Genomic DNA, 12,534 nt, shown 5'->3' on the forward strand with positions numbered 1-12,534 from the left:
GGCATGACCACCCCGCGCCGCGTCCTCGTCACCGGCGGCACCTCCGGGATCGGCGCGGCGATCGTGCGCGCGCTCGCCGGTGCGGGTCACGCGGTCGACTTCACCTACCGCGCCTCGGCCGACGCGGCGGAGACTCTGCTCGCCGATCTGCGCGCCGCGCATCCGGATCGCGCCTTCGCGGCCCATGCCCTGGACCTCGCCGACAAGGCGGCGCTCGACGGCTTCTGCGAGACCGCGGAAGCGGCGGGCTATTACGGGCTGGTCCACAATGCCGGCCAATCCTGCGATGCGCTCGCGGCCATGCTCGATCAGGAGCGCGCCGAGGCCGCCATGCAGGTCAACTTCTTCTCGCTGACCCGCCTCGCGAAGACCCTTGTGCGCGAGATGACCCGGGCGCGGACCGGCCGGATCGTCGCGATCGGGTCGGTCGCTGCGTTGCGGGCCAATGCCGGCAACGCCGCCTACGCGGCGACCAAGGGCGCGCTCATCGCCTATTGCCGGACCCTCGCCATCGAGACGGCCAAGCGCGGCGTCACCGTCAACGTGATCGCGCCGGGCTTCGTCGACACCGCCATGATGGAGCGCTACGCCGCGTATCGGGGCGGCATGGAGCGCCAGGTCCCCGCGGGCCGCTTCGCGCGTCCCGAGGATGTCGCCGCGCTCGCGGCCTTCCTGCTGGGCGATGGCGCTTCCTACATCACCGGGGCCGTGCTGCCCGTCGATGGCGGCCTGACCGCCATGATGGGCGTGCATCGGACCTGACCGGTGACGCCGCCGAACTGGACGACCCTGCCGATGCGCACCCGCCTCGCCCTCCCTGTCGTCCTCTGCATCGCGCCGCTCGCGGCGGACCCAGCCCGGGCCGAGCCTGAGACGTACCGCATCTCGGGCCTGGCGCCCGGCGAGGCTTTGAGCATTCGCTCTGAGCCCGATCCCTCGGCCGAGCAGATCGGCGAGATCCGGTCGCGCGCCCTGGTCTTCGGCTGCACCAACGAGACCCCGAGCCGTACCACGTGGTGCCGGGTCAAGGCCGGCCGGGTTCTGGGCTGGGCGCGGCGACGCTACCTGGCGCCGGACTAGCGGCGGGTTCCGACGCCCGACCTTCCTTGCCATGCACGAACCGCGTCGCCGCGCCGCCAACGGAAAACAACGCTTATGCAAGCCCTTCAGCTGTTCGGTGACCGCGATCTGCGCCTGAGCGAAATCGAAGCGCCGCCCGCGCCCGGCGCTGGCGAGGTGCAGGTCCGGATTCGTGCGGTCGGCCTCAACTTCATCGACGTCTGGGGGTTCCGCGGCATGGCCTTCGCCAAGCGGAAGATGCCGCTGATCGTCGGGGCCGAGGCCGCCGGGATCATCGAGTTGGTGGGGGAGGGTGTCGCCGATCTCGCACCCGGCGACCGGGTCGTCCCCTACGGCGCCATGACCTGCGGGCGGTGCCGCGCCTGTCGCGAGGGCCGCGACAACCTCTGCGAGGATGTCTCGGGGGTCATGGGCTTTCACCTCGACGGGTTTTCCCGCGAGCGTGTGACGATGCCGGCGCGGCTGGTGGTGAAGGTGCCGGACGGCGTCAGCGACACCGATGCGGCCTGCGCCGGCATCGCCTTCGGAACGGTCCAGCACATGCTGTTCGACAATGCCCGCCTGGAGCCCGGCGAGAGCGTGCTGGTCCATGCCGGCGGCTCGGGGATCGGCACCGCGGCGATCCGCATGGCCAAAGCGATCGGCTGCACGGTCTACACGACGGTCGGAGACGACGAGAAGGGCCGCAAGGCCGCCGAACTCGGCGCCGACCACGTGATCAACTACCGCACCGAGCGATTCGAGGGCGAGGTCCGGCGCCTGACCAAGCGCAAGGGTGTCGACGTGGTGTTCGAGCATGTCGGGGCCGACACCTGGAACGGCTCCCTGCTGTGCCTGAAACGCGGCGGCCGGCTCGTCACCTGCGGATCGACCTCCGGCGTCTCGGCCACCATGAACCTGATGCAGCTGTTCCAGCAGCAGTACCGGATCACCGGCTCGTTCGGATGCTCGCTCGCCAACATCCGCCAGTCGCTCGACAAGATGGCGGCCGGCATCCGGCCGGTGGTGGACACCGTGTACCCGCTGGCCGACTTCGCGCAGGGCCTCGAGCGGCTGGAATCGCGCCGGGTCTTCGGGAAGATCCTCGTCAGCCTCTGAGTGATGGCTGCGCCGCACGCGCGTTGTCATCCCGGGGCCGCGCAGCAGAGCCCGGGATCCAGAGCCGCTGGCGGGCTGGATCCTGGCGCTGCCTGCGATTCTGGGTTCCGGGCTCGCCTTCGGCGCCCCGGAACGATGGCGCCGAACCGGATCTAACGGCGAGGATCAACGTCGGGGCGGTCGCGCCCATTTCGCACTGCAGGAGACATGGCTTAAGCTTCGCCCTACGGACGCGTCGGGGGGCCGCCCGTGTCAGGCCCAGGATTCGATTGTGCTGCGTCTCGCTCTCCTGTTGAAACGGTCGTATCCGCGCCTCGCCGGCTTCGCCACCATCCCCTTGATCCGAGCGTTGGTCTGGCTCGCACGGGCCCTCGGGCCGCAGCGGTCGACCGCTCTCGGGGCCGCGTTGCTGCGGGTCATCGGCCCGCTCCTGCCGGCACACCGCACCGCCCTGGCGAACCTCCGGGCCGCCTTTCCGGAGAAGACGGAGGCGGAGCGGAAGCGGATCGCCCTTGAGGCATGGGACAATCTCGGCCGGACAGGCGCCGAGTACGCCCATCTCGACAGCCTGTTCGACTACGATCCCGCGGCCACGGCACCCACGCGGACCGAGGTCGCGGGAATCGAGCATTTCTTCGCCCTGCGCGACGACGGCGAGCCGGGCCTGATCTTCTCGGCGCATCTGGCCAATTGGGAGCTGCCGGCCATCTGCGCGGCCCGGTTCGGCCTCGACGCAACCGCCGTGTTCCGACCGCCCAACAATCCGGCCGCGGCCCGCCTCGTCCAGGAGGTCCGCCGCCGATCCATGGGCGGGCTGGCCGCCTCGACGCCGGGCGCTGTCTTCGCCATGCGCGATGTCGTCGCGAATGGCGGGCACCTCGGTCAGCTCATCGACCAGCACTTCACCCGTGGAGTCGTGGTCCAGTTCCTCGGTCGGCCGTGCCTTGCCAACCCGCTGCTGGCCAAGCTCGCCCGGCACTACGAGTGCCCGGTGCACGGCGTCCGCGTCGTCCGGCTGCCCGAAGGGTGCTTCCGGCTGGAGCTGACGCCGCCCCTCGACCTGCCGCGCGCCTCCGACGGGACCATCGACGTGGCGGGGGCCATGCAGGCGATGACGGCCGTAGTCGAGGGCTGGGTGCGTGAGAATCCTGGCCAGTGGCTCTGGATGCACCGGCGCTGGCGCCCGGACATGCTGCCGAAGCCGCGGCCGACCTCGACGGCGCCTCAACCGATGGTAGATGGCTCTCAAGCCAACGTGATTTCACAGACGGCGTCCCAGACGTTCTGATACCCGAATGACGCCCCGGCACCGCGCCCTGACTCGCGACAGCCGCGCGCTCTGCGCTGCCGTTCTGTTCTCCACCCTGGTGCTTGCGTCGGCGGCGCGGGCCGAACCGGTTCGCGCTGTGGTGGAATTGTTCACCAGCCAGGGCTGCGGCGCGTGCCGCACGGCCGATCCGGTTCTGCGCGATCTGTCCCGTCAGCCCGGCGTGATCGCCCTGACCCTGCCGGTGACCTACTGGGATTATCTCGGCTGGAAGGACACGCTGGCCTTGCGCCCGCTCACCGAGCGCCAGCGTGCCTATGCCAGGGGCCGCGGCGCGCGCCAGGTTTTCACCCCGCAGGTTGTGGTCGACGGCAGCGCCTTCGCGGTCGGTTCCGACAGGAGCACGCTGGATCGGCTCCTGCGCGATGCCGCGCAGCATGGGGGATTGCCGGTCCCGGTGCAGAGCGAGCGGCAGGGTGACCGAATCCTCGTCGAGGTCGGCGCCGCGCCCGAGGCCAAGACCGAGTTGCGCGGCGACGTCTGGCTGGTGCCGGTGCTGCGCAGTCGGGCGATCGCGATCCAGGGCGGCGAGAATGGCGGCCGCACGGCGACCTACGTCAACGTCGTGCGGGGCATGCAGCGTCTCGGGTCTTGGACCGGGCAGGCGACGCGCTTCGACGTGCCCTTCACGCAGACGAAGACGGCCGACGCCGACAGCTGGGTGGTGTTGCTGCAGGGCACGGCGGATGGTCGCCCGGGCCGCATCTTCGGGGCGGCCAAGGGCCCGGGGCTGTAGCGACCGGCCGCGGGATCGCCGGGTTCATTTCAGCGTAACGGGATCGATCTGTCGGCGGCCCTGCTGCCTGCGCCGCGCCCTGGACTCGCGGGCCAGTGCCGCCAGCTGCGCATCCAGGCGCTCGGACAGGCGGCCGACGAGCCCGATCGTCGCGTCGAGCGCACGGCTGATCAGCGCGACCGTACCGGTGACACCTCCGACCACGAGGGTCTCGATGACGCGTCCGATCCGATGAACAATCCGCATATGTCACACCTCACTGGAGACAGTGCTGACCGCACCGCTGAGCGGGCGAAGTAGCGCGCCGGTGTCCGGTCGGGATGAGGCGGAAAGCGGCGCAGCCCCGAGCGCCACGCGCGGAACTTTCCGGCCTTGTGCCACAGCGGCCGGTCGTCCCGGGGCGGCTCGAGCCGAACCAGAGGAGCGGCAGGCTCGTTGCATGGAGGTGGCCGTCCGCCGTCCCGTGTGGGCGCCCCTCACCGAGTGTCGGCCATGCGGCGACGCCATCTTCTGTCCGGGATGCTCGCCGCACTGTCGCTGGCGGGCCGCCGCGCCGGTGCCGCCGAGCAGTCGGTCGATGTCCTGCTGGTCCTCGCCGTCGATGTGTCGCTGAGCATCAGCGAGGACAGGTTCGAACTCGAACGGCGCGGCTATGCCGAGGCGTTCAGCGATCCGCGCGTCCTGCGCGCCATCGGAGAGGGGCCAACCGGCCGCATCGGGGTCGCGCTGTTCGACTGGGCGGGACCCGGGGAGCAGCAGATCGCGGTGGACTGGATGGTGATCGCCTCCCCGCGGGACGCGAACGTTTTCGCGGCCAAGCTCGCCGCGGCGCCGCGACCGTTCTACGGCCGTACGGCGATCGGCTCGGCGCTCCGCTTCGCCTCCACGCTTCTGGCACAGGCGCCGTATCGGACCGACCGCAGGGTGATCGACATCTCCGGCGACGGCACCGGCAATGCGGGCCCGTCCGTCACGGAGGCCCGGGACGCGGCTGTCGCGGCCGGCAGCACCGTCAACGGCATCGTCATCCTCACCGATCCGGAAGGCATGCCCGGCTTCCTGAAGGAGCACACCAACCCGGCTGGCGGTCTGGCGGCCTACTACCGGTCCGTCGTGATCGGAGGCGAAGGGGCCTTCGTGATGAGCGCCGAGAGCTTCGCGGCGTTCGGGCGCGCCCTCATCGCCAAGCTGGTGCGCGAGATCTCCTGACCCGCCCCCGTACCGCCGAGGATCGCTCCCCGATGCGCATCGCCGTGCTCCAGTTCACGCACGAGACCGTGACCTTCCTGCCGAACGACACGGCCCGGGAAGACTTCATCTATCCGGGCTCGCCCGCCTCCGGAGAGGCGCTGCTCGCCACCGATCCGAAGGGCTACATGGGCGGCTTCGTGCGGGTGGCGCGCGAGTACCCAGGCGTGGAACTCGTCGGGATCACCTCGCCGCTCTGGCCACGCACCGGCACCGCCTCGGGCTGGATCACCGCCGACGCCTACGCGTACTTCCTCGGAAACATGGTCGCGGAGCTGCACGCGCAGGGTCCCTTCGATGGCGTCTATCTGGCGCTGCACGGTGCGATGGCGGTGCGCGGGGTACCCCGTCCGGAGGCCGACATTGCCCGGCAGGTCCGCGACGCGGTCGGGAAGCGGGCCGTGATCGCCGGAACCTTCGACCTGCACGGCAACGAGGATGACGCGTTCCTCGCCCACGCCGACATGGCATTCGCGGTGAAGTACTTTCCCCACTACGACGGCCACCTCCAGGGCGAGCGCGCTGCCCGCATGCTGGTCCGGGCCGTGCGCGGCGACTACCGGCCGACCCACCGCGTGATCAAGGTCCCGATCCTCACGCCCACCGTGGTGCAGTGGACCGGCGCCGCACCGTGGTCCGATCTCGTCCAGCGGGCCTTGGTCTGGGAGGCGCGCGAGCCCGACGTCTACGTCAACGTCTTCTTCGGCTTCCCCTGGGGCGATGCAGTGGACGGCGGCATGACCGTGCAGGCGATGACCAACGGCGATCCCGACCTCGCCGACAAGGTGGCCCGGGACGTCGCCGCCTTCGCCTGGCGCCACCGACGAGGTCTGCTGGACGCGACGCGGATTTACACCATCGCGGACGGCGTGCGGCGCGCCCGCGAGGCCGTCGCCGCAGGGGAGGGGCCCGTCGTGCTGGCCGACCACAGCGACCGCTCCGGGCAGGCCACGTGGCTGCTGCGCGAGATCGTGGCGCAGGGCCTGACGCGGTCCCTCGTCGCTACGGTCGCATCGGCTGAAACCGTCGCGGACGCTTTGGCCCGCGGTCTCGGGCCAGGTGACGCCTTCGATGCGCACGTGGGCGGCGGCGCCGACCCGTCCGCCGGAACGCCGGTGCGGATCACCGGAACCGTGCTGCAGGTGGTCGCCGCGCCGGCGCCGGGCGTCGCCGGGAGCGGTGGCGGAGGTGGCCACTGGATCTGTATCGGCTTCGGATCCGGCAACGTTCTGGTGCTCAGCCCGCAACTCGCCCAGATCGTCGAGCCCGCTGAGCTCTGGAGCCTCGGCCTCGACTCGGCCGCGTTCGACGTTATGGCGATCAAATCGCGGGTCCATTTCCGGCGCGGCTTCGACGACAGCGGCTACGCGCGGACGATCCTGCTGGTCGAGCCGCCGGAGCCGTTCCTCGGCACGGTCCGGCTCGACCATCTGCCCTACAGCCAGATGCGGGCGGCCGACTTCTTCCCCTACGGCGATCCGCCGGAACCGGGGCCGTGACCGGGACGACATCTACCGCCGTGCCGTCACCCCGGGTGCTCGCGCAGCACGTGTGAGGGCGCTAGGTTCATCCCGCATGCGCCCGACGAGGCGCGGTCAGGGAGGACACGGGATGCGGATTTCGGCCGACAGGCTGTCTGCCTATGTGCGAGACATCTTCGTGCGCGAGGGCTGCGCGGAGGCGGAGGCCGAGCGGATCGGCCGCTTCCTCGTGGCCGCCAACCTCACCGGCCATGACTCCCATGGTGTCGTCCGCGTCACCCGCTACGTGGAATGGCTGCGGTCGGGCGAGGTCGAGGCCGGCCGAACGCCCGAGATCATCACCGACGCCCCGTCCTTCGCGCTCCTCGATGCGCAATACGGCTTCGGGCAGACGGCGGGGCCGTTCGCCACCGATCTCGGCATCGCCAAGGCCAAGGAGACGGGCGTTGCGATTGTCGCGCTCCGCCATGCCGGCCATCTCGGGCGCATTGGCGAGTGGGCGGAGCGCGCCGCTGCGGCCGGTCTGATCTCGATCCATTTCGTCAACGTGGCGGGGAGCCTGCTGGTCGCACCGTTCGGCTCGGTGGAACGCCGGTTCTCCACGGCGCCGTTCTCCGCTGGCTTCCCGGTTCCGGGCGCGGATCCGATCATCCTCGACTTCGCCACCTCGGCCGTGGCTGAGGGCAAGGTGCTGGTCGCGTCCCGGGGCGGCAAGCCGCTGCCGGAGGGCGCGCTCATCGAGCCGGACGGAAGCCTCAGCGCCGATCCGGCCACGCTCTTCGGACCGCTCGAGGGCGTCGAGCGCGACAACCAGCGCGGCGCGGGGGCAATCCGGGCCTTCGGCGAGCATAAGGGTTCGGGTCTCGCGCTGATCTGCGAGCTTCTCGCCGGCGCGTTCACCGGGTCCGGCGCCGCCGGGCCGGGCAAGCGGCGGATCTGCAATGGCATGCTGTCGATCTACGTAATGCCCGAGGCCTTCGGGACCGAGAACGCCCTCGCCGCGGAGGCGCGGACCTACCTCGACTTCTTCAAGAGCGCCAAGCCGATGCCCGGCGCGGAGGTGCTGCTGCCCGGCGAGCCGGAGCGGCGGATGCGAACCGAACGCCTCGCCGACGGCGTCCCGCTGCCCGAACCCGTCTGGGAGACCCTGCTCGCCGCCGGATGTCCGCACGGGCTGGACGGCAACGCTTATCGCGATTGAACCGGAGCCGCGCACCCCGGACTCGACGAGATGCGCCTGCGGAAGACCCTCGGATAACGGGGCGCCGCACTGCCCGGGGACGCCATCCCCGCGACTCGGGAGGAACAGGATGTCCAGACTGCGCTGGCTCATGATCGGCCTCTGCATGGCCGCCAACGCCATCAACTACATCGACCGCGCCAACCTCGCGGTGGCCGCGCCGACCATGTCGAAGGAGCTGGGCCTCAGCGCCACCGACATGGGCCTGATCCTATCGGGCTTCTTCTGGACCTACGCGGTGATGCAGCTGCCCTTCGGCTACGTCGCCGACCGGGTCGGGGCGCGACTGTCTCTGATGGTCGCGGTGGTCTGGTGGTCGGCCTGCACGGCGCTGACCGCGGTCGGCCGGGGCTTCCTGTCCCTGCTCGGACTGCGCATGCTGCTGGGTGTCGGCGAGGCCGGGGCCTATCCATCCTTCGCCAAGGTCGCGGCCTCGTGGTTCCCGCGCTCGGAGCGGAGCTTCGCCAGCAGCATCTTCGACAGCGGCTCCCGGGTCGGATCGGCGCTCGCGATCCCACTGGTCTCGTGGGTGATCGCGACGCTCGGCTGGCGCGAATCCTTCATCATCACCGGCCTGCTCGGCTTCGTCTGGGCGGTCTTCTGGATGTGGCTCTACCGCGAGCCCGAGAACCATCCGGCGGTGACACCTGAGGAACTCGCGGCGCTGCGGGCCGCGCAGGAGCGGCCGAAAGCGGTCGATGCCGCCGATGCCCAGAACCAGGTGCCGTGGCTGTCCCTGTTCCGCTACCGCACGGTCTGGGGGATGATGGCCGGATTTTTTTGTCTGAACTTCGTGATCTACTTCTTCATCACGTGGTTTCCGACCTACCTGGTCAAGGCGCGCGGCTTCTCGCTCGCGGAGCTCGGCACGCTGGGCAGCCTCCCGGCGCTCGCCTCGATCCCGGCTGGCTGGCTCGGCGGCTTCGCGTCGGACGCGCTCTACCGCAGGGGCTGGAGCCTCACGGCGGCGCGCAAGACCTGCCTGGTCGGCGGCATGCTGATGTCGTCGGTGATCACCCTGTCGATCATCGCGCCGAACATCTACGTGGCGCTGCTCTGCTTCGCCGTGGCCTATGGCAGCCTCGCCTTCACGGCCGCGTCGATCTGGGCTCTGCCCGGGGATGTCGCGCCGACACCCGCCCACGTCGCGTCGATCGGCGGCATCCAGAATTTCGCCTCGAACGTCGCCGGGATCGTGACGACCACCTTCACGGGGTTCATGCTGACCGTGACCCAGGGTTCGTTCGCGATCCCGCTGATGGTGGCCGGCGGCTTCTGCCTGCTGGGCGCCTTCATCTACCTCTTTGTCGTCGGCGAGATCGCGCCGCTGCCGGTCCGGGACGCCCGCGCCCCGGCCTTCCGGCCCGAAGCGGCCCGGTGAGCGAAGCCGCAACGACGGATTGTCAGGAGAGACCGATGTCCGCCTATCCCGTCATCATCCTCCGCCCCGACGACGGCGTCGTCGTTGCCCGCGGTGCCATCGAACCGGGCACGCCGGTCGCGGACGGCGTCACGGCCGCCGAGCGGATCCCGGCCGGCCACAAGGTCGCGGTGCGTCCGCACCGGAGCGGCGAGGCGGTGACCAAGTACGGCCAGATCATCGGCTTCGCCAAGGACGACATCGCGGCCGGCCGGCACGTCCACGTCCACAATCTCGGGATGGGCGAGTTCGCCCGCGACTACGCGTTCGGCGTCGATGCCAGGCCGACGCGTCTGGTCACCCCGCCGGCCACCTTCCAGGGCATCCGCCGCCCCGACGGCCGTGTGGCGACGCGCAACTATGTCGGCATCCTAACGTCGGTGAATTGCAGCGCCCACGTCGCCGATCTGATTGCCGACGCCTTCCGGCGCCACCCGATCCTCGGGCTCGATCCGCTGGCCGCGTATCCGAACGTCGACGGCGTCGTGGCACTGACCCACAAGACCGGCTGCGGCATGGCCATGGGCGAGCCGCTCCGGCTCCTGCGCCGGACGCTCGCGGGCTACGCGCGGCATGTCAACTTCTCGCACATCGTGATGATCGGGCTCGGCTGCGAGGTGAACCAGATCGGCGCCTTCCTGGAGGAGCAGGGCCTCGGCGACCGGATCCGCAGCATGAACATCCAGAGCCTCGGCGGGACCCGGAAGACCGTCGAGGCCGGCATCGACTTCGTGAAGGGCATCCTGGCTGAGGCGAACGTGGTCCATCGAGAGCCGGTGCCGGCAAGCGAGCTGATCGTCGCCCTGCAATGCGGCGGCTCGGACGGCTACTCGGGCGTCTCGGCGAACCCGGCGCTCGGCATCGCCAGCGACCTCATGGTGCAGAATGGCGGCACGGTGATCCTGTCGGAGACCACCGAGACCTACGGGGCGGAGCACCTGTTCACCCGCCGCGCGGTGAGCCCTGAGGTCGGCCAAAAGCTCGTCGACCTGATGCGCTGGTGGGAGGAATACACCCGCAAGGAGGGCTCGGAGATCGACGCCAATCCGTCGCCCGGCAACAAGGCCGGCGGCCTGACCACGATCCTGGAGAAGTCGCTCGGCGCCATGGCGAAGGCTGGGAGCACCAACCTGGTCGAGGTGCTGCGCTACGCAGATCCGGTCACCGCCAAGGGCTTCGTGTTCATGGACACGCCCGGCTACGACCCGGTCTCGGCGACGGGGCAGGTGGCGGGCGGGGCGAATCTCGTATGCTTCACCACCGGCCGCGGCAGCGTCTTCGGCTGCAAGCCGGCGCCGTCGATCAAGATCGCCACGAACTCGGCCATGTTCCGGCGGCTCGAGGAGGACATGGACGTCAATTGCGGCACGATCCTCGACGGGGAGGAGACCGTGGAGCAGGCCGGGCAGCGGATCTTCGAGCTGATCCTGCAGGTCGCCGGCGGCGAGCGGACGAAAAGCGAGCAGTTCGACTTTGGATCGTCGGAGTTCGCGCCCTGGCAGATCGGCGCGACGGTGTGATCCGGTGGGTGTCGATTGCGTCCGCCGGGATACGTCGAGACCCTCGCCCCCGGAGGTATTCTGGTTCACCTCCGGTAATCCGCCCCGTCATTCCGGGACGCCGAAGGCGGGCCCGGAATCCAGAACCGCGGTCAGTGCCAATGCCTGACACCTCGGTGTGTCTGGATCCCGGGCTCCGCTCCACGGCCCCGGGATGACGACGGAAGATGATCGTCAGAGATCCGTCCGAGCCACGTTCGGAAAGCCCAGAATGAAGTCCGGGCCGAAGGCGGTGACCGGCGTGTGGAAGCCCGCCGCCACCGCGCCGGAGGCCAGGCGCCGGGCGACCTCCAGTGCCGTCCAAGCCGTCAGGGTGTAGCCCTCGGGCGTCTCCATGCGGCTCGCCGTCCGGTGGCCGGCCGCATTCCAGGCCTCCGCCAGAAAGGTGCTGCGGGCCGAAGCCCGCGCCGAGGCCGATGGCCCTGCCGGCAGCCGGTCGATGCCGCGGTTGATCAGACGCTGCGCGGTGCGTCCGGCGATGATCTTCCTAAGGCCGGCAGGCAGCCCGGCCGCCGCCGCCATGGCCGGGAACGCCTCGAAATACACGTCGATGTTGGGGACGCCGGTGGAATACCATGCGCTCGACACGTCGCCCCAGCCGAGCCCGACGGTGCGCCGCGGGCCCCGGCCGAAATCGGCGCTGCTGCGGGGCGGGCTCGGCAATTCCACGATGCGGCCGTCCCGGCGCACCCGCGTTCCCCAGGCGATGCCCGCGGCCATGGTGCGGGCGGTGCCGCGGCTGAACCCGCCGAAGCCGCCGATCGAGATCCGGAGCTGCGTCGCGCCTGGCAGGCGGCGCGCCACATGAGCCGCGAGGCAGTCACTCGGGACCACGTCGAAGCCGGCAGCCGGAAGCAGGACGATCCCAGCCGTCATCGCGTCCGCATCCCGCGCCGCGAGGGCTTCCAGAACCTCGATCTCACCGGTGATATCGAGGTAATGCGCGCCCGCGGCGAGACAGGCTTCGGCCATGGGCCGCGCCGTCATGGAGAACGGACCGGCCGCGTGGATCACCGTCGCGACCCCTGCCAGAATGGCGCGCAGGCGCGGGGGATCGTCGAGGCGCGCGGCGCGCGTTTCCAGCCCCAAGCGCGCGGCCAGCGGCTGCAGCTTGTCCGGATCGCGACCCGCCAGGATCGGGCGCAGACCTTGGGCGACGGCGTGCTCGGCCAGGAGCTGCCCGGTATAGCCATTGGCGCCGTAGATCAGGATCGCGGTCATGTCGGGCTTCTGCCACCGCTTTCGCCGGTGTCAAAACGCGCGGGCCGCGTGAGCGTCGCCGGTGCTGCGCGATGCCCCGGACGCCGCCCCGTGATCGCACGACGCACCCTCGAGCGGTGAGTGG

The 12,534-nt window shown here is 70.4% G+C and carries 12 protein-coding genes; 10 read left to right on the forward strand and 2 right to left on the reverse strand.

The window, feature by feature from the left end; genetic code table 11:
* The first annotated feature begins 3 nt into the window (after positions 1–3).
* The 5 genes from AC3WSN_RS29995 to AC3WSN_RS30015 all read left to right on the forward strand — a co-directional run bounded on the left by AC3WSN_RS29995 (position 4) and on the right by AC3WSN_RS30015 (position 4,241).
* Positions 4–762, forward strand: coding sequence for an SDR family NAD(P)-dependent oxidoreductase (locus tag AC3WSN_RS29995; protein ID WP_492543340.1), 759 nt, complete (start codon positions 4–6; stop codon positions 760–762).
* 3 nt (positions 763–765) lie between these two features.
* A complete protein-coding gene (locus AC3WSN_RS30000; protein WP_492542923.1) occupies positions 766–1,080 on the forward strand; it encodes an SH3 domain-containing protein in 315 nt (104 codons plus the stop codon).
* A gap of 75 nt (positions 1,081–1,155) precedes the next feature.
* On the forward strand, positions 1,156–2,178 hold the full coding sequence (locus AC3WSN_RS30005) for a zinc-binding dehydrogenase (protein WP_492542925.1): 1,023 nt from the start codon (positions 1,156–1,158) through the stop codon (positions 2,176–2,178).
* Positions 2,179–2,449: 271 nt separating this feature from the next.
* The gene (locus AC3WSN_RS30010; RefSeq protein ID WP_492542926.1) at positions 2,450–3,466 is read left to right on the forward strand and encodes a lipid A biosynthesis lauroyl acyltransferase; all 1,017 of its coding nucleotides are present in this window, start codon (positions 2,450–2,452) and stop codon (positions 3,464–3,466) included.
* 7 nt (positions 3,467–3,473) lie between these two features.
* Entirely contained in the window at positions 3,474–4,241 is a 768-nt protein-coding gene (locus AC3WSN_RS30015; protein ID WP_492542928.1) for a DUF1223 domain-containing protein, read from the forward strand.
* 24 nt (positions 4,242–4,265) lie between these two features.
* Here the strand turns inward: AC3WSN_RS30015 and AC3WSN_RS30020 are convergent, their stop codons facing one another.
* Positions 4,266–4,487: a hypothetical protein gene (locus AC3WSN_RS30020; RefSeq protein ID WP_492542930.1), complete on the reverse strand. Its 222-nt coding sequence runs from the start codon at positions 4,485–4,487 to the stop codon at positions 4,266–4,268.
* A 246-nt stretch (positions 4,488–4,733) separates the two neighbouring features.
* On the opposite strand from AC3WSN_RS30020, the gene AC3WSN_RS30025 reads away from it, so the two are divergent.
* The 5 genes from AC3WSN_RS30025 to AC3WSN_RS30045 all read left to right on the forward strand — a co-directional run bounded on the left by AC3WSN_RS30025 (position 4,734) and on the right by AC3WSN_RS30045 (position 11,150).
* Entirely contained in the window at positions 4,734–5,450 is a 717-nt protein-coding gene (locus AC3WSN_RS30025; protein WP_492542932.1) for a DUF1194 domain-containing protein, read from the forward strand.
* Between the two features lie 32 nt (positions 5,451–5,482).
* Complete coding sequence (locus AC3WSN_RS30030) at positions 5,483–6,988, forward strand: M81 family metallopeptidase (RefSeq protein WP_492542933.1); 1,506 nt, start codon at positions 5,483–5,485, stop codon at positions 6,986–6,988.
* A 112-nt stretch (positions 6,989–7,100) separates the two neighbouring features.
* Positions 7,101–8,171: a malate/lactate/ureidoglycolate dehydrogenase gene (locus AC3WSN_RS30035; protein WP_492542935.1), complete on the forward strand. Its 1,071-nt coding sequence runs from the start codon at positions 7,101–7,103 to the stop codon at positions 8,169–8,171.
* Positions 8,172–8,280: 109 nt separating this feature from the next.
* Positions 8,281–9,591, forward strand: coding sequence for an MFS transporter (locus tag AC3WSN_RS30040; protein WP_492542937.1), 1,311 nt, complete (start codon positions 8,281–8,283; stop codon positions 9,589–9,591).
* 35 nt (positions 9,592–9,626) lie between these two features.
* Positions 9,627–11,150, forward strand: a complete 1,524-nt coding sequence (locus AC3WSN_RS30045) for a UxaA family hydrolase (protein ID WP_492542939.1) — start codon at positions 9,627–9,629, stop codon at positions 11,148–11,150.
* Positions 11,151–11,363: 213 nt separating this feature from the next.
* Here AC3WSN_RS30045 and AC3WSN_RS30050 read toward each other — a convergent pair whose 3' ends face one another.
* A complete protein-coding gene (locus AC3WSN_RS30050) occupies positions 11,364–12,410 on the reverse strand; it encodes a saccharopine dehydrogenase family protein (RefSeq protein WP_492542941.1) in 1,047 nt (348 codons plus the stop codon).
* Between the last annotated feature and the right edge of the window lie 124 nt (positions 12,411–12,534).

This window comes from Methylobacterium sp. FW102-HT35C08 (genome assembly GCF_058790235.1).